The sequence below is a fragment of the Shewanella sp. GutDb-MelDb genome, assembly GCF_002836075.1.
GTDB lineage: Bacteria > Pseudomonadota > Gammaproteobacteria > Enterobacterales > Shewanellaceae > Shewanella.
On record NZ_PJBM01000265.1, the window covers coordinates 1 to 18,404 of the forward strand.

General features: G+C 44.3%; 14 protein-coding genes and 1 pseudogene. 6 read left to right on the forward strand and 9 right to left on the reverse strand.

The genetic code is table 11. The features are described 5' to 3' along the window. Positions 1-177 precede the first annotated feature (177 nt). Both CXF82_RS21625 and CXF82_RS21630 read right to left on the reverse strand, forming a co-directional pair. Entirely contained in the window at positions 178-399 is a 222-nt protein-coding gene (locus CXF82_RS21625) for an alcohol dehydrogenase catalytic domain-containing protein (protein WP_219621800.1), read from the reverse strand. A gap of 38 nt (positions 400-437) precedes the next feature. Next, on the reverse strand, positions 438-848 hold the full coding sequence (locus tag CXF82_RS21630) for a YybH family protein (protein ID WP_102038805.1): 411 nt from the start codon (positions 846-848) through the stop codon (positions 438-440). A 194-nt stretch (positions 849-1,042) separates the two neighbouring features. Between CXF82_RS21630 and CXF82_RS21635 the strand changes: the two genes are divergently transcribed. Both CXF82_RS21635 and CXF82_RS21640 read left to right on the forward strand, forming a co-directional pair. Next, a complete protein-coding gene (locus CXF82_RS21635) occupies positions 1,043-1,381 on the forward strand; it encodes a winged helix-turn-helix transcriptional regulator (RefSeq protein ID WP_101090026.1) in 339 nt (112 codons plus the stop codon). Between the two features lie 1,359 nt (positions 1,382-2,740). Further along, positions 2,741-3,436, forward strand: a complete 696-nt coding sequence (locus CXF82_RS21640) for a 2OG-Fe(II) oxygenase (protein ID WP_102044932.1) — start codon at positions 2,741-2,743, stop codon at positions 3,434-3,436. 299 nt (positions 3,437-3,735) lie between these two features. Here the strand turns inward: CXF82_RS21640 and CXF82_RS21645 are convergent, their stop codons facing one another. After that, positions 3,736-4,968, reverse strand: a complete 1,233-nt coding sequence (locus tag CXF82_RS21645; RefSeq protein ID WP_180961036.1) for a DEAD/DEAH box helicase — start codon at positions 4,966-4,968, stop codon at positions 3,736-3,738. 606 nt (positions 4,969-5,574) lie between these two features. Here CXF82_RS21645 and CXF82_RS21650 point away from each other — a divergent pair. Both CXF82_RS21650 and CXF82_RS21655 read left to right on the forward strand, forming a co-directional pair. Continuing rightward, the gene (locus CXF82_RS21650) at positions 5,575-6,120 is read left to right on the forward strand and encodes a YgjV family protein (protein ID WP_101090023.1); all 546 of its coding nucleotides are present in this window, start codon (positions 5,575-5,577) and stop codon (positions 6,118-6,120) included. 157 nt (positions 6,121-6,277) lie between these two features. After that, a pseudogene (locus tag CXF82_RS21655) lies at positions 6,278-6,650 on the forward strand (PilZ domain-containing protein). A gap of 52 nt (positions 6,651-6,702) precedes the next feature. Here CXF82_RS21655 and radA read toward each other — a convergent pair. Then, positions 6,703-8,076 (reverse strand): DNA repair protein RadA, encoded by a 1,374-nt coding sequence (gene radA, locus CXF82_RS21660; protein ID WP_101090021.1) that lies wholly within the window; start codon positions 8,074-8,076, stop codon positions 6,703-6,705. 160 nt (positions 8,077-8,236) lie between these two features. Here radA and CXF82_RS21665 point away from each other — a divergent pair, with 160 nt between their 5' ends. Beyond that, positions 8,237-10,663, forward strand: coding sequence for a PilZ domain-containing protein (locus CXF82_RS21665; RefSeq protein ID WP_102044933.1), 2,427 nt, complete (start codon positions 8,237-8,239; stop codon positions 10,661-10,663). A gap of 119 nt (positions 10,664-10,782) precedes the next feature. On the opposite strand, the gene nrfD is transcribed toward CXF82_RS21665, so the two are convergent. The 4 genes from nrfD to CXF82_RS21685 all read right to left on the reverse strand — a co-directional run bounded on the left by nrfD (position 10,783) and on the right by CXF82_RS21685 (position 16,669). After that, complete coding sequence (gene nrfD / locus CXF82_RS21670; protein ID WP_101090019.1) at positions 10,783-11,730, reverse strand: NrfD/PsrC family molybdoenzyme membrane anchor subunit; 948 nt, start codon at positions 11,728-11,730, stop codon at positions 10,783-10,785. Then, positions 11,727-12,299, reverse strand: a complete 573-nt coding sequence (locus CXF82_RS21675; protein WP_101090018.1) for a 4Fe-4S dicluster domain-containing protein — start codon at positions 12,297-12,299, stop codon at positions 11,727-11,729. The genes nrfD and CXF82_RS21675 overlap by 4 nt, the downstream gene beginning before the upstream one ends. 12 nt (positions 12,300-12,311) lie before the next feature. After that, positions 12,312-14,588 carry a thiosulfate reductase PhsA gene (phsA, locus tag CXF82_RS21680; RefSeq protein WP_180961244.1) on the reverse strand — a complete coding sequence of 759 codons (2,277 nt, stop codon included), beginning with the start codon at positions 14,586-14,588 and terminating at the stop codon, positions 12,312-12,314. 296 nt (positions 14,589-14,884) lie between these two features. After that, positions 14,885-16,669, reverse strand: coding sequence for a sensor histidine kinase (locus tag CXF82_RS21685; protein WP_101090017.1), 1,785 nt, complete (start codon positions 16,667-16,669; stop codon positions 14,885-14,887). 157 nt (positions 16,670-16,826) lie between these two features. Here CXF82_RS21685 and CXF82_RS21690 point away from each other — a divergent pair, with 157 nt between their 5' ends. Beyond that, the gene (locus tag CXF82_RS21690; RefSeq protein ID WP_101090016.1) at positions 16,827-17,435 is read left to right on the forward strand and encodes a response regulator transcription factor; all 609 of its coding nucleotides are present in this window, start codon (positions 16,827-16,829) and stop codon (positions 17,433-17,435) included. A 27-nt stretch (positions 17,436-17,462) separates the two neighbouring features. Here the strand turns inward: CXF82_RS21690 and CXF82_RS21695 are convergent, their stop codons facing one another. After that, a complete protein-coding gene (locus tag CXF82_RS21695) occupies positions 17,463-18,371 on the reverse strand; it encodes an alpha/beta fold hydrolase (RefSeq protein ID WP_101090015.1) in 909 nt (302 codons plus the stop codon). Positions 18,372-18,404 lie beyond the last annotated feature (33 nt).

Sequence of the window (18,404 nt, forward strand, 5' to 3'; positions counted from 1 at the left end):
ACCTCCATGTAGGCTCTGCTGAAAAATCCCTTTTTCAGAAGCTTGCACGTTCCACAGCAGATGTTCTGCCAGCGAGTTCAAAGTAGCGTCTAGCTCATTTCTGGACAGAACCGAGTTAATGCAAAAGGTCTAAAAGTGAGCTGTGAGATTAGGAAATGTACGGTAATAAATTAAAGTTTACACTGACCCCACATATTCACCAGAACCTTCCATACCAAGTGTGAAAGGCGGTGTTGGTAAACCTGGAAAGGCCCCTTTTCGAATATAAGTGTCCGCGAGGTTAACACCGCTATACGCTACCTTTATAAGAACTTGAGTGGGTGTAATTGATGGCTTTTCAACGTCATTGACAACTAATTTATCGATATCACCAAACGACTGAACCTGTACTGCTTTCATTTTGAAATTCCTCTCTAAACTATTCATTATTGCTAAAATTAAAAACCATATGGATTGTCGATAACGTAAACCCAGCCACCGTCCACGTAATGCATAACCTCTAAAGCAGTGCCATGCATAGCATTTGGTACTTCCCATTCTGAGAGGATCATGGCTACGTCACCATTTACATGAATAGAAACACTTTTTGTGACCATCTTTACATCACCCTGCATAAAGCCCTGTAATACCTGTTTAATCGCTTCATGCCCCTTAGCTTGGTTGCCTTCTTCATCTAAAATAAATACTGCATCTTCATGAAAAAGCGTACTTAATCCTTCTATATCTTTCTGTGCAAAGTATTGCCCAAATAATACATGTAACTCAGCAGGCGTTTGTGGTTTCGAGTAATGAGTTCCTGCCTGCAGACAGAATGAAAACAGAGTGGTTAAAAGTAAAATGTAACGCATAACTTAGTCCTGTTAATTGTTGGCTCAGATACAACCAATATCTTTGCCTTGTCGTTGTAAGTTATAATAATGAACTTGGTTACTATTTGAAAGTAGCTTCCAAAAAGTAACCAGTTACCCCTATGTAACTAGTAAGCTGTGATATCGATCGATATTAAACTGTAGATTAAAGAAGAACGAATGAGGGAAGAGTGATGCCAATAGAAGTGAATCATCAAGTAAAGCCAGCCAACTATTGTAGTGTGGACAAATACTTAACATTGATATCAACTAAATGGACTGCACATATCGTATGGTTGCTAGGCCAACAGGAAGAGATGCGATTTGGTCAAATACGTAAGCAGTTGGCATTAGTCTCAAGTAAGGTACTCACTGAGCGTTTAAAGTTGTTACGTGAGCATGGATTTGTTTGGCGAAAACAAGAAGACACTATCCCGGTCACGGTGAATTACGGTTTAACCCCTAAAGGTATAGAGCTTGCTAATGTGGTCGATATTATTGTACAAAAAGCCGAACTATGGGATGCGATGTAGTTCATGTACCCACGACTCAGAATGGTCGGATAAGCGGCACTGGTTACCAAGTTCCGCTCTCCTAAGAACCTACGTGCAACTTTCACTGCATACGACTCAAGCCTCCACCAAGGCGTACTATGTTACCCGGTAACCACAGGGGTTACCTTTGCAATACTCACTTGAAGCTTTGATACTTTCTGCTCTATGACTTTCCAATCTTTGGATTATCGTTGAGCAAAGCAAGGAGAGTCACTAACTTCAATCGAAGTCAACATTTGCGTTTCTCCATTAACAAAGTTCTTCTAATTGTATTGCAACGGGAGACCAGCTGGAAGTGGGATCACTTTCGTGGCAAACACAAGGTCTGTATCTGCATAATTACAATGCAGCATTGGCTTTCTCCAGTCTCCTTTACCGGCACCACTATCGGCTATCTTCACAGATAACTTTCCCAATGGGAGCGATTCAGGCTTACCGTGTTCCGTATGAAGCGTAATGTCAGTTTAGATGCCCACTCTAGTGCGAAGAGCTATATGACCACGAAAGAGCATTTCTCAATATCTTTCCAGCTCTCGTTGCCTTTTGGCCACAGCGTATAAACCACTTCCGCTGCTTCTCATATAACGCACCTTACGTGAATTCACATATGTTCATCATACTCACTCCCTAGCACTTACCCGACTTGTGGTTATCAGGAAGAACATCCTCTCACGATTCTGTTCCCATCCGGCTATAAACCGAATTTCGTTACATTGTCAGACTCGCTGCTTTATTCAGAGTCTTAGGGTCATCTGGTGATAAAGATGGTTCACTCTTATCGTGGTGAACAACGCTTCATACGACTTCACGTCGCACGGCAGGAATGAGTTACTTTCAAGCTGAAATGGTTCCAATGACCTGCGGTCGGCGTATGACAGACGCTACTGAGACTCACCGTGAACACATCTGACCTCCAAGGACGGAGGGAATGCCAAATTATGTAGGGAACAGAATTGGCCTGTTTTCGAAGGCCTCAGCCGTATCTACATTGGGTTATGGAAGCGCAATACTTCGCCATTTGAGTTTTCAATTTAAAGACACAAGCCTTAAATTAAACGATATTATCAAACAGAATAAACTGTGATCACAGAATCAAATCTCCCCCGTTGGAAATTTTGCTTTTTAAATTTCGCCGGGGCGCTGAGGGATTGCCAAGGGCGCAAGCGCTTTGACCCTTGGCTCTGGTGTGGGCGAAGCACCACGACCTTTGCTGTTATTAAACCGTTCCGCCGCAGCTTAAAAAAACAAAAGACAATAACCAGTAATAGGGAATTATTGTTCAACCCTGTATTATCAAATCTTTAGCTGATGCTCTAAAGATACAAGCGGGTAGTTTTAATGTGGTTAAATGAAAAACAGCTAATCGATTCAAGGATAGTTGCATATCGAGAGTCTTTATTGAGCTCTTGTCCCAATCATATCGTGATTGATAACTTATTTGATAAAGACAGACTCGATGACGTAATAAAGGTGTTGCAGCAACCGCATGACTGGCAAACTCAAAAACATACTTATTCTGCTTTATATGTCGATAACCTCCAATGGGAAAATACGACCACAGAGCAACGCTTTGTACAGCGAGATGTTTGGCAACGTGCAGCGGCGAGTTCCAACAACGACTCTACCAATATAGCTCAGGCTTTTTTGTCATTTTTGCGCGGGGATGAGTTTATGTCGCTGTTATCACGTATTTTTAATGTGACGATAACCGATATGAATGTGGCTGCCCCTCTAATCAATACCAATTATTTTCGCTTAGGCGCTGCCGACTTTGTTGAACTGCACGCGGATGACTCTCCCGGAAGAGAGATCTGTATGTTGGTGTATTTAAATAAAGAGTGGCACAACAATGCAGGAGGTGAACTTACTTTTATAGGTAAGAATAATCAGCCTATTAGTATTGCGCCTTTATATAACCGCTGTATTTTGTTTGACCCCTCTTCAAAGGGCTCTGAACACTGGGTGGAAAAGCTGAATGCTGAATATACCGATGAATATCGCTATAATGTGACCAGTTGGTATTGGTCTGAATAATGTACTCTTCTATAAAATGCTCAGACTTTAAATAACACACTGTGCCAACAGATAACCATCATCCACATCGAGGTTACCTAAGTCCGTTAAGACTCCTTGTAAAGCAACGTCCGTATGCTCACTCGGCGTGGGCATCGCTTTCAAGAGATAAGCCGTTCGCTGACATCTGACCCATAAGGCTTATGATATTTCAGATATCACTCAAGCATTCCCCATGTCCGTGTCGGTCAGATAGGAAATGTCACTATAATGTCAGAAATATCACTGAACGGTCATCACCACCGCAAATAAATGAAACTTTAACGTCCGCGCTTGCTACCCGCTAATGCGCGCTTTTTGGCGCGCTGCCTTTGTGCCGATTTACTGTTTTTGCGTGTTACAGGTTCAACCTTGGTAAGATCAGGCTCAAAGCCCGCTAACCACTGCTGCGGCAGACGTTTATCCAATAACGATTCAAGCTCCTCAAGTAACAGCGCATCATCTTCACTGTACAGCGTTATTGCTTTGCCCTTATTACCTGCGCGGCCTGTACGACCAATACGGTGAATATAGTCTTCTGCAATAAAGGGCAGTTCATAATTAATCACATAATCAAGCGCTATAATATCCAGCCCACGAGCGGCAACATCAGTGGCCACCAGCGCCTTGATTTTTCCCATCTTAAAATCGTTGAGCACTTGCTCTCTAGCACCTTGGCTCAAATCGCCATGCAGTGCTTTGGCTTCAACGCCTGCTACAATCAGCTTTTGGCTAATCGTATCGACGGTCTGCTTCTTACGACTAAATATCAACACCTGTTGCCATTGACCTTTGTTAATCAGGTGGCTTATCAGCTCAGGTTTTCTATCGCTATCTACCGCATAAACAATCTGTTCAACATTATCCGCGGTGCTGTTGGCTTGATTGGCTTCAACCCTGATCGGTTGCTGCAACAATCTTTTACTCAGCTCAAAAATAACTTTCGAAAACGTTGCTGAAAAAAGCAGTGTCTGCCGCTGTGGTGGCAACTGTTTTAATATGGCATTAATTTCATCCATAAACCCCATATCCAGCATTCTATCGGCTTCGTCAAACACCAATGTTTCTATTGCAGATAGCGACAAAGAACCTCGACGCAGGTGATCAAGTAAACGCCCAGGCGTTGCCACCACAATATCGATGCCATCGGCTAACTTTTGAGCCTGAGCATCAATGCTGACACCACCATAAATCACCGTACTCTTGACTGCGGTGTTGGCACCATATTCAGCAATACTCTTATTAACCTGTAACGCAAGTTCTCTTGTTGGCACCAGCACTAATACCCGTAGTACCTTTTGCTGGCAAGTTTCAGTTTTCTCGATTAACTTTTGCAGCAAGGGTAAGGTAAATGCAGCCGTTTTTCCGGTGCCAGTCTGAGCACTGGCCATCAGATCCTGACCCGCTAAAATGACTGGAATCGCAGCCAATTGGATTGGCGTTGGTTCGATATAGCCTTTTTGCGTGAGTACGCTAAGTAAAGTATCGCTTAATAATAGGGATGAAAAAGACACCAGCATATTCCTTAAAGTCGTTCTATTCAGCACCAGATGGCTTGCGCGCATATTAGCAGAAAATAGCCGTTTTGTTTTACCAACTCTCTTGACTACCAATCCCACCCAACTCAAACAACTTATTGGAACATTTTTGCACTCTCCCCCTATAACCATCATTGGTCAATGAGGGATCAAATAACCTGATGAATAGTAAAATAATTGCGCTATTACTTACTGCACTATCGATTTATTTGACCCGATTGATGACTATTTTTATGCGGGGGAATATCTTTCTAGATCCAGCAGTCATTTATAGGCAAGCTAAGACAGTGGTGAGAGTGAGGTAACGATGAGCAAAATGCTAATGCTGTTGGCTTTAGATACACCATTGCCCAGCGTTATGGCTTATATATGGGAATGGATACTGCCAAGGGTCCAGAAGACGTTGCGTGGTACGTTAACCTAGGCTCTGGTTTTTAACAGACTCGAAAACGTGACCAAGATCACAAGCTAGAGCGAAGTATGATAAAGCAAATGCTAAAGTGACGATGAGGTCACAATTTGAACGGCTAAAAAAACGACAATAGCTGCCGGTTTAATGTTGTCGTTATTGTTGGTCATTTAGTGTTCGAGTTATCACATCAAGCTTTACTTTGGGTTCAGGCATTAGGCTTTGTGTCGATGACCATTGGTTGGTGGGCAAATGCCCAGTTATGCGACCGAAAATTATTATCAGGTAATCTTTTAGCATCCGGCTTAACCGCTATTCACTTAGGCCTGCTTGGCAGTACCTTAGGGATGATGAATCAGCTACTTAATATTGGCCGCTTTGCGACTTGCCGTAGCGAAAAAGCACGCTGCGGTTGGCGTATCACACTATTGCCCTTAGTGTTTTCAGCGTTAGCAGTGACACAAGGTCTTATTTGGGCTGAACATTGGTCTGAATGGGCGGCGGTTGCTGCTGCAGTCTTAATGAGCTACGCGCTTTTTTATTGCAGTTCAACCCGACTACGTTATGCCTTGCTGATCAGTAATCTGTTAAACCTCACATTATCGGTGCACCTGCATTCTTGGTCAGGTATCGCTTATCAGCTCGTCACCATCGCCATTATTTTAAAAGGGTTACCTGCCATTAAGCAGCAATCTTACGTGTTAGAACGCACCACTTAAATAACATGTTATGCACTTTATAATGAAGTTACGCCTAAATGGGAGTAATTCCTTTCTCTAACGTTGAGTTGAGTTAACTTATAATATATAAAAGCACTTTAGAAATAATCTAAAACACTATTCAAGTGCAAAATGGAAGATTTAGAAGGGAGTCACTATGGATGAAAGACGACAGTTTTCACGGGTTTCATTTGCCAATCAAGCCCAGGTGAAATGCAAAGATAAAGTATGGCAAACAACGCTATTTAATATCAGTCTCAATGGTGCCCTCATTGAATTACCACCGCAGTTTGCACCAAGCAGCCAACAACTCCAGCTGAGTTTTTTTATTGCTGATTCCGACATTCAGGTGCATATGGATACCCAGCTTGTGCATCAAAAAGACAATCTATTAGGCTTGGCTTGCAGCCATATTGATGTTGAAAGTATTAGCCCACCTGAGAAGATTGATAGAGCTCAATGTCGGTGACCCTAGCTTACTCGACCGAGAACTTGCCCTATTTATTGATACACACAACCAAGGGAAATAACCACTTTTCAGTGGTGGTACTTCCCATGGATGCATTTCTCATAAATGCATCACTAATTGATAAGTTCAATGAGCTCATGAATAGTTTTAACAGAGTGAATTGTTGCCCCTAGCCCTTCCATCGATTTATGGTAGTTCCTAAAGGGGATATAGATTTCGGTAAAGCCATGCTGCACCGCTTCTTTCACTCTAGGCACACCACTGTCTATCGGCCTAACGTCACCATTAAGACTCAGCTCGCCCATGATGCAAGTCGTTCTCGGCACAATAAAATCGTTTAAACTACTCAGTAAAGCCGCAACCAACGCAAGATCGATGCAGGTTTCAGACTCATCAATTTTTAAGCCACCGACTAAGTTAAAGTAAGTGTCGTGGAAAATCTTGGTTTTGGTATGCTTACGTAAAATCCCAGTTAACATCTTAATCCGATTCATATTGAGCCCGACGCAGACTCGCTGCGGAAACTCACCCTCGGTTTCAGTGGTTAGACACTGGATTTCAAGCAACAAATTGCGATTGCCCTTTCGAATACAGGTAATAGCGGCACCTGCGGAATCGGTACTCGAACCAGAAAGGAATATTTCACTCGGGTTATCGACACTCAACATGCCGCGCTCAGTCATGCGAAAAATACCCACGGTATCGACATCACCAAAACGGTTTTTGTTAGCTCTAAGCGTACGAATTTGACCATCGTTACACTCAATATGCGTTAAACAGTCAACAATGTGGATCAGGGTTTGTGGCCCTGCCGTTTCATTATTCTTGTTCACGTGAGCGACCAAAAACATGGTGACATTGTTTTGTTTACAATACTGCGTCAGTGCCTGTGCGCTGCCCTTCACTTGTGAAGGGGAACCAGGGCTACCGTTAGCCATTTCAGTGACTACGGCTTGAATAGAGTCAATCACCGCAAACTTCACCTGCTTCGCTTCTAACTCAGCAATAATCGCTTCAACACTGGTTTCAGCCATAAGGTAAAGGTTGTCTTCATTACAATTGAGCTTTAAACGGTTCACGCGATTCTTAAACTGCGACAATGATTCTTCTGCGGTACAATAAAGCGACGGCATTGATTGCGACATACGCGAGACTAAATCAGAGAGCAAGGTCGTTTTACCCGCACCCGGATCGCCAGAGATAATGTTGACTGAACCTGTTGTTAGGCCACCGCACAACACCCGGTCTAGCTCTCCAATGCCAGTCAATCTCTTTTCCGCATCGACCTCTTCTATCTCGTTCAGCTTTTTAGAACCGCCGCCCACAGAGCCTGCGTAACCTAAACGGGTTGCAGTGGTGGGTTTTGCGGTAGAGATCTTTATTTCACTAATGGTATTCCACTCTTGGCAAGCGCTACATTGGCCCTGCCAGCGAGGAAAGTCTTGACCACATTCATTACATACGTAAGCTGTTTTATTCTTTGCCATGATTCTTTCTAGGTAGTATAAAGTCGATAAAGTATCGGCGTTTTCAGCCGATAGCTAAGGGTACAAGGAAGATAGTACTGTAAATTGGGTTTATTCCACAAAAACTTGCCAATGAGCCTATCAGCCATTGGTCCAATAAGCATCCAAAAAGAAGTAATAGATGAGTTTAGATCTGCATAATGCGCTAATAGAACAACTGACGCCTTTGCTAATGGAACCCAATTTCCATGCCCTGTTTGAGCAACTAACAGCAGAAGAGTCAAATTCGACTCGATTTCTCCTCAAGATGGAGCTTAATAGGCTTGCATCCAGCTGTGCTCGAGTCATCGACTTACGCAACAAAACAGATCTTGAATGCGAAACTTTCGAGTTTGGTACGCAAACCCATTTTATTGATCAAGCTACAAAAGCCAATTTTTTAGAGGCATTAGCCCTTTATCGAGAGCAATATACCCTAGGGGTTTATGAGCAAGTGATTGCCGCCCATAAAGCCCGTGTACTAAAAGCACGCACCAATGCAGATATTGAGGTAAGCCCTGTCGATGCCCCTTATACCGCGCAAGGCATTGTATTGGGCAGCTACTTTGCACGTTGCGAAGAGCGCATGAATTACAGCATGAAAATTGAAGTATCCCAAACGATGCAGCAATATCTGGGGATCACCGTTGATCTATCGGTCGGCGGCGCAAGAATTCGTCTGCCAGCCAAGCAGCCACTCAATGTAAAACAGCCTATAAAAATCAAACTACTCGAGCTTAGCGATGATTATTACCACCAAGATCTACAACAAGGTGTTGAATATGAGATTGTCGATATTGAAGGTAATCAAGAATATAGCTGGCTAAGGCTCAAACGAATATCAGGCAGTGACGCCTTGGCTGACATGCTCAGAAAGCTCATCAGAGGCCATAAGTATCGCTATAAAGTCGATGTTAATGATGTGCTGGTCACGACTAGAGGCTTAGGTTTTGAACGGCACTACTTACCGCACATACCTCATCTTGCGCTATTTATCGAAGATAAAAAGCTTGAGTCATCCGCTGATGATGCCCCTCTATATCAACCAACACATATGTTGTTGGGGCGAGATAATCAGGCAATTTCACAGTACTTTAAAGATGAATCTGGCATTAGCCAAATAAACGCGCTGTTAACGCCATCAAGACTGCACGCTATCATCTGCGCCGATGAAACCAGTCCGCATAGCCAGCTATTTTGTTTTACCTTTCAAGCACAAGGGGGCAAATACTTTTATTCAGCCACTCTCGCAGAGTTGCAAGATAAACAGCTACAAGCACTCTTTTTCAGCTTTGGCGCGACAAAACCCAGTTGGCGGATATTTCATGTTGCGCGCCAAACAATCGATCACAGCCAAGCTTACAGAGCTAGCCTATTGCCGGGCGATGACGCCAGTTATAATGCATTGACCGAAGCTCAACTGGCCGCATTTACGCATGTTATTCAGTTGATTGATGTCACCAACCATGCTGCTAATGGGCAGTATCAAATCTGGAAATCCCTTAACAACTGCAACGTTAATGAGCTCAAAGTGTTTGGTCAGCAAAAATTAACATTACCGGGTTTGAAACAAGTCTCTATGGAGTTTAGCGAACGCCGTAATGAAGCGCGTTTTGCCTTTAGGACACCAGTGGTATTGAGTCAAGGAAATATCAGTACTAGCGCCTACACCCAAGATATCTCCAGTAAAGGGCTGCAGATCACCACTGATACTGCCGTTGAGTTTAATCAGGCTCTGCCTATCGGGCTCAGCTTTCCGAAACTGCAAACCATTGCAGGTAAAGTCGTACTGCAGCAATTACCCTATCGACTGATCCGCACTCGAAAAAATGGCGTCACCTTGCACCTTGCGGCGCAAGTCGGCCATACACCACACGTTGGCGTTGAGTTTCTTAACCGTTTAATTGAACACAATAAAAGCAAGTTTCAGAAACTCACAGAAAACAACCATGATGTAAAAGAGCTTGCCGATGGTATGAAAAATCTGCTGATGCGCAAGTTGGTGTCAGTGCCTTTCTATCTAGAAAAAACCGTAAAATCGGCCTATATTTCTACGGTTGGGATTGGTGTTGAACAAAACCCTATCGCCAATATATTTGCTACCAACAGTAAAAAACCGTTGGAATATGACTTAGCACCGCTGTTCCAAGACGGAAAGCTTAAGCGCGATATCATAGTGCCGATCCGTACAATGAAGCCGCAGAATGGGCTAGCGTTTTATGAAGTTTATGTGCAAATTTCTCGGCTGTCGCAAGGCAAGGTAGACGTTCTGTGTATTACGGATTCAGATTTTAAAGATACCGCTCAGTTATTACACTTTATCCAGCAGAGTCGACAGTTAGGTGAGTTTATGGCATTGCGGGTTTATCGCGGCGCTACCGGAAAACCGGACTTAGATTATATCCGTCGTGAACGGGAATACATAAAGATGCACGCACTGCACAAGGGCAAAAAACTAGAAGAACAACTCTGGCGCGTTATTGGTGTGGGTGAGCTACTCGATATCAGTCGCGAGGTAATACTGCGTTTCCCTGAATTAATCACTAGTGCAGTCAAAAACTTATCGTAATCTTCTACCTTAGTAAGTTAATTTACATCATAAAAAGCCCAAGCATAGCTTGGGCTTTTTGTTTCAGTCACCGTGCCAGTTGAAACGATGTCTCCCCGTCAACTGACATCGACTACCGATTAACTGATATAACTTTGTCCGGCGTAGACTACAAAGTGTCTAAGCGCGAGTACCCCTAAAATAGTACTACAAGAAACGGTAATCAAAAATCCCTTGGTATGGCGCCAAGACTTAGGTGCAAATATGCTCGACAGTACCGGCACCAGCAAACCAAGTCCTACCACTCCAATCCAAAATACACTCGCCCATACTCCTTGAGTAATCGCACCTAAAGCACCTTGAGCTGCAGGACCTGAAAAGTTTAATCCAACAAATAGCAACACTAAACAGAGGGCTTCGTTAAAAGCGACTGGATATTCAATACGATGAACTTGGTCAATACAGTCAGACTTCTCTTTACTAAAGAACAGAGTTGCCACTAACACGTTACCTGCTGAACCTGCTGACAATGCCGAGGTTAAAAATAGCGCTGGCAATATTGCAGTGTTCAAAATCGGATAGCTAATGAGTGCCGATAATAAGAAGCCAGTGTACGCACCTACTCCAATTGCCAAAACAAAAATCAGTTTATGGATACTATTTTCAAGCTGACGACAGACTTTTAGGATCCCAGCCAGCCATGGTGCATATTTCAGAACCTGCTTCTCAAACACTAACGCGGCAAACACAAACACCAGTGGAATATAGACCAATAACGCCAGTACCCCCCAAGCCATCACCGAGGTTAAGTTGTAGTTAAGCAGGATATGATAAAACTCGAACGGCTTAGTCAAATCCAAAACTAACAGCGCCATACCTAAACTGATAGATACCGGTGCCACTATTGCGGCCGCTTTTATCACCGGCAAACCTTCTGTCGGCAAGCCTCGGCTTTTCTTGTACCATTTTAGCCCGATAGCGACCAACATTGAGCCTGCAGAGAGCCCGGCCATGAATAGGTATACTGCGATGATCCAGTTCCAAACGACGGGATCATATTGCTCCATTGAGCCCCATATATTGTTCATGCTTTGATCCCTCCTCTACGACTTGGAATTCGATAAACTCTTGGCTCTGTACCAAGATTTACCTTCTGTTGGTAACTAGGCTTAGTGTCTAACACCTTGCGCACTTCAGAGGTCAAGTCATTAGCATCACCAAAGGTGAGCGCTTGAGTTGGACACACTGTGACGCAAGCAGGTTGTTCACCCCGGGCTAAACGACTTTCTTTACAGAAATCGCATTTATCTGGCACCCGGGTTTCAGGGTTGATAAAGCGCACTTTATAAGGACACGCTGCGACACAATATAGGCAACCTACACACTTGTTTTCATTAATAGACACTATGCCATCGTCGTTGACATAGGCTGCGCCCGTAGGGCAAACCTTAACGCAAGGGGCATTTTCGCATTGCTCACACGAAACACGGTTGTACTTAAAATGTAAATGGGGGAAGTTGCCATATGGCCCTTCAATTCGAACCTGCAGCCGGGTCACCGACTCAGGAACATTATTTTCACTGCGGCAAGCCACGTTGCAAGCTTGGCAGCCAATGCACTTATTTTCATCGTGCACAAGAACATAACGCTTAGTCATAATGATCTCCGATTAAATCTTGGCAATTTTGACGCCGGTAGTATGCAGGTTCATACCTGTCACCGGAGACGTAACGTGGGGAAGTAAGTTACCGCAATGCACACCTTTACCGGTCGCTCGCGCAAGCTCTTTGTTCTTTGAACCGCAACCCATATAGGCAAAGACAGTGTCAGGACGAATACCAGGGGTGACTAAGGCATGACCCTCTTCGCTGCCGGTATCGTTGTAGATTCTGATTTTGTCACCACTGGAAATATTGAGTAGTCCAGCCGTAATAGGATGGATCCACACCGCATTATCAGACATCAAACTCGCCAACATCGGCACGTTTTGAGTCGCCGCGTTGGTATGTACCGCAACCTTGCCCTGAATGAAGAACAACTCGTCCGCCTTTTTCATGGTCACTTCACGGTATTTGATCACCCCGCGACCCGGCGCCATCTTTTCGACTTTGTTAGAGCTGAGCTCAATCTTTCCTGAAGGTGTTTTAAAAGAGAGGTGACTTGCGTACGTGTCATCAGCATCAGTTGCGATAGCATTTGGATACGTATTGGCAAACTGCTTCACCATTTCTGGTTCACGCAACAACAGTGGTTCGCCATAACTTACCCAGCCATCACTCTTGATTTTATTGAGTAGCGGCACATTCTTGTCGACTTGAAACAGTTGCAGCGTTTCCATGTTCTCCCAAGGGAAGAATTGACCTTGACCCAACGAGTTAGCAAGCTCCTTCCATATAAGCCAGCTAGGCTTAGTGTTGCCTATCGTTTCAACGACTTTTTGGCGCACGTAGTAAGCTGGGTTTTTACCCGACTTATCAACTATCTCTTCGTCGCGCTCTAGGTAAGTTGATTCTGGTAGGAAAATATCAGCATAAGCTGCACTTTCACTAATATAAATGTCACAAGCGACGACAAAGTCGAGCTTCTGCATCGTTTTAACGACCCTAGCTCTGTCTGTCATGGTCTGCATTGGATTGGTACGACTCATTACCCAAGCGTGCAGTTGATAAGGCTGAGCTTCTAACGTGGCATCGAGAATGGTTTGATACACCCCACCAGATGACCAAATAAGCGCGTATTGTTCATCGACCATGTCGATTCTTTTGGCCTTAGGTTTAGGCATACCTTCGACACCTGGCTTTGCCAGTGTGGGGGCGACTTTATCTCCAGCAAACTTATTATACTTAGAGGCTTTCTTACCAAAGTACAAACCACCTTTGCGCTCGATATTACCCACCAACACATTGGCAGCATATAGCGCCCGGCGCATCTCAAACTCTTCGGTAGTAAATGATGAACGGTGGCCAAAATCGACGAGTGCGTGCGGCGCTGCAGCAGCGTACTCATGAGTGATACGGCGAATATCTTCAGCGGGAACATCACTGATTGATTCGGCCCACTCTGGGGTATAGGCTTTGACTTCTTTAGCAAATTCAGCAAAACCTGACACAAACTCAGCGACAAACGCTTTGTCGTATAAGTCGTCTTCGATCAGAGTGTGACAAATGGCTAATGCTACCGCAACGTCGGTACCTGGTTTAATCGGATACCATTCGTCAGCCTTATCAGCCACAATCGAAAAGCGCGGTTCAAACACCACAAGCTTGGCGCCTTTTTCCATTTGCGCATTCATCATGCCTCTCGTTTCAGACATGTTTATGCCTTCATAGAGGTTATGACCAAAGTTGATGATGTACTTTGAATTGCCTAAGTCACGCTTTACTTTACCGCCAAATATCGCTTTGGCTGCAACCACATAACCCGCAGGGCAAGTCGATGCGTGAGTAAAAGTATTGGGACTACCAAATGCCTTAGCAAGGTGAAATAGATGACCTGAGAGTGAACCCGATTTAGAGGAGAACGCAACCGATTCGGCGCCGTGTTTAGCTTTAATTTTATTGAGGTTTTCAGCAATTGTAGCGTAGGCTTCTTCCCACTCAATCTCGGCCCATTTGCCCTCGCCTCTTTCGCCAACGCGTTTTAATGGCTTAACAATGCGTTGCTTATCATATAACTGGCTATGCCCTGCTCCGCCACGAGCACATACAGCGCCGCCGTAAGATTTAGCATTTTTATTACCCAGAATTGAGACGTTATTGCCATTAACGACCCGAGCCGAAATCGGGCAGCGAGTTGAGCACATTTCACAAATACTGGCGACAGACTCTGCACTGCCCTTCAATGTGGAATGCCCTAGAGCAGCTAAAGAACCAGGCAGTGTTGCGAGTGCGCAACCAGCGGTACCCGCTCCAGCCCCTTTGATAAAGGTTCGCCGATCTAATTTCATGATTATTCTCCCAGTAGACAATGGTACTAAGTGCGTTGAAGGGGGAGGTTCTAGCCACGTTAATCAACCTTAAATTAGCTTGATTAAATAGCTATCCGCCCTAAACTTTTCACTATTGTCTGCTAGGTGTTAAACGTTGAATATTGTGGTAAACCACATATCAACACTAACGATGTAAGCTTTGTGAAGCGGTTCACAGTTCGAAAAACAACCGCCACAAAGGAGGTTCACTTGTCTATTGTGGTAAACCACATATCGTTATATTTCAGTTATCAAATACAGTTAGACATATAAAATCAACTTTCAACCTTTCGCTCACAACCCCTCTTTTTTAAGCTAATTTTGGCAATACAGCCGGCCTGCTTGTCGTCCCGAGTTTTTAACGAGAATGCGCCATCGTGCTCACTGACCACCTCATTACAAATAGCCAGCCCCAGGCCTAATCCATCCTCTTTGGTGGTAAAAAAAGTAGCCATTACAGAATCAGAGTTCTGCGATAAGCCGGTACCATTATCAATAACTAAGACATCGACTTGATATTCTTTAAATATCAGTTCAATAGTCACCTCACCTCTGCCTGATGCTTGGGTTTCGGCAATGGCGTCGATACTGTTTTTAGTTAAGTTAATTAATACCTGTAGCAAGCCTACACGATCGGCGGTAATGAAGAATGGCTCACCTTTAATACGCTTATTAATTTGAATATCTCTGCGTTGTAATTCCAGCTTCAACAGTGAAATACACTCATCCACAAGACTCAGAATATTGACGTCAGCCATGACTGACTCTCGGCGCTTAAGTAAACTACGGATCCGGTGCACCACCTCTCCAGCTCGAGTGGACTGTCGATGAATTTTTTCCAACAGTTCGATACTCGCGGCGACATCGCCAGTTTGATTTCCCTGAAGACGCATAATACCGCCTTCGCTATAACTGGTAATGGCAGCAATCGGCTGATTAATCTCATGCGCTAAACCGGCACCAATCTCACCAATAATAGAGGCGCTTTGTAATCTTTCAAGCGTTATAGCTTGTTGCTTTAGCTGCCTTTCTGTCTCAATTAACGACTCACTCTTTTGGTGGAACCGATATTCAATCCATAAATGATAGATGGTTGCCACCACAAAAATAAAAATGGCGAAGATGCCCCAATGCCGATTATCTTTAAGCCAGTTCTGCACACTCTCCCAACGGCTACTATCAGTGCCTTTAATATGTAAATCACTGAAAAGTTGGATCACTGCGAGCTGACTAATGGGTGATGTCCAGCCCATCAACTGGGCCTTTATCGCTGCAGGGTGTTCAGTTGGCAGCTCCATTAAAGCTTGGGTGATCTGCTTACTCAAACGAATACCGACACTTTCATTCGCAGCAAAGGACCAATTGGGATAAAGATGAGTGCTGCATTGGCAATCAAACCCATCTGGTCGACTCGGATTAAGAATACGGAAGTCAGCAGCGTTAATGAGGCCGCGAGAGACCATATCTTCAAAGGTACATAGCGGTGTAATAGCGGCGTCAACGTTGCCATCTCGGACTTGATATAATAAAGGGTCCAACGGAAACCCTAAAAACTTAACCTCTTTAAAATAGTCTTCAGCGTCCATACCCAACTTGTGCATTAAGCCGACGGTGGCCTGATACCCGCCCAATGCATGAGGATCACTCGCAGCGATGACTTTGTCTTTCAAGTCATATAAAGTGCGATAATTACTTTCAGCTTTAACGATAATGGCTGAACCAATGGCCGATGTAGCCCCCTTGTGACGCCGAGAACGCATGGTTGCCAGCCAAGATAATGGGTATTGGTTGGAAAGATAAAGATATTGACCAGGATTAGTAATAATAAACTGGATCTGCCCTAACTCCATTGCGAGGTTAAGCGCTTCAAAATTACCGGGATAAACATGAAACTGCGTTCCGGGGACCTGCTCATCTAAATACTGCATCATTGGCGTCCAGCGCTCGAGAGCTTGCTGGTTTCCCCAATTAGATAATACGCCAACATATAGCGCTTGAGGCTGTGCCCAAGCATTCGAAGTGCTACACAAAAGCAATAAACAAAATAAAACCCGATACACACAGTTCGCCTCACATGAATTATCAAGCTTAAGCTTACGATAGCCCGATGTAAGCTCAACGTGATGAGAATCATGCTTTGTAAAAAAGATGTTCGCATTAAGTGGTGAACTGAGATACTTATCTTACTAACGCCGTAAACGTGAAAAAGGATCGCTAATGCCACTGTTAATCAATGGGCCTGTCTACCTTGTGGATGATGATGACGCTATCGTTGACGCCATCACTTTCCTAATGGATGGCTATGGCTACAAAATGATGAGTTTCAACACTGGAAATGACTTTCTAGCCACAGTTGATCTCAGTCAACCGGGTTGTGTCATTTTAGATGCGCGTATGCCGGGTCTCAGCGGCCCACAGGTACAGCAACTGCTGAGCGAAGCTAAGAGCCCATTATCGGTGATTTTTTTAACGGGGCACGGTGATGTGCCAATGGCAGTAGATGCGTTCAAGAATGGAGCTTTCGATTTTTTCCAGAAACCCGTGCAAGGCCAACGACTATCGCAATCGATTGCCAAAGGGCTACAACATAGTGTGCATCTGCATTGGCAGCTCAGTAATCAGCAGATGATTAATCACTTATCTGAACGTGAAACCCAGATTTTTGAATTGATTATTGCAGGAAACACCAACAAACAGATGTCAAACTCGCTGTGTGTTGCGCTTAGAACCATTGAAGTGCATAGATCAAAGCTGATGAACAAACTCGGGGCAGCCAACTTAGCAGAATTACTTAAGCTGGCGCCATTGATGAGCTCAGAAGACTAGCGGCTGTTGATCAGCTAAACAAAAATATTAACCGTTTAAGTGGCTGTACCAATCTCGCACTCTGGGAAAGTGATCTTGCACCGCGTCTTTATGGGTCAACATTCCCGCATGATCGTAATCATGCTTAAAACCATGTTTACGGCATAAAAGCGTATAATCGACCTGTTGCATTTGGCATTCGTTGATCATGCGTTTCACGTCGCTTGGGTTGCCCAAAACGGTATCCCCTTGGCCTGCAATAAACCAAGACTTTGGCCACTTAGCATTTTTTGCCGCTTGGCTATAATCAAAGCCATCGTCATGATCAATCCAATGTCCCCGAACCCAATCTATACTTTGCAATAAAGAAGCTCTAGATTCATTATCCATGCCCATTTTTAACTTATCAGCGGGCAGGTAACCACGATGCCAAGCAATAAAGGGCGCGAGTTTGTTCCATACCAAGTCCACTTGCAACCACTTACTTAAAGACTTAACTTCGATCCGGCGCTTACTGCCAAAAGTGACGAGCGAGGCCACGGACGCTTGTAAAGAGTCGTATCGTGCAATAGCGCTTGCCATCAACACCCCGCCCCATGAATGACCACACCAATGGACAACATCTGTTTTAGGATGTAAAGCGAGAATATATTGCTGAATAAGCGGTAACTGCTCCCGAATAACCTCCCCCTGCCCGGCACTAAATCCTGGACCAAGTTTAGGGGTACTGCGGCCGCGACCTAACGTATCAAGCACGTAAACAACCACCCCAGACTCCGCCAAGTAGCAACCAAGACCTTTACCCGAATCACTGTAAAAAACCCGACCATTAGACATAGCGCCATGCAACATTAACAAGGGCGGCTTACTCATATCAGCATTAACGGGGATCAATTGTCTTAAGTGAAGATAACCATGATTGTATGGCACATAGAGGGATTTTTGCTGGATATTCACGCTTTAGTACTCGCTTTTTTAACCACTAAACTA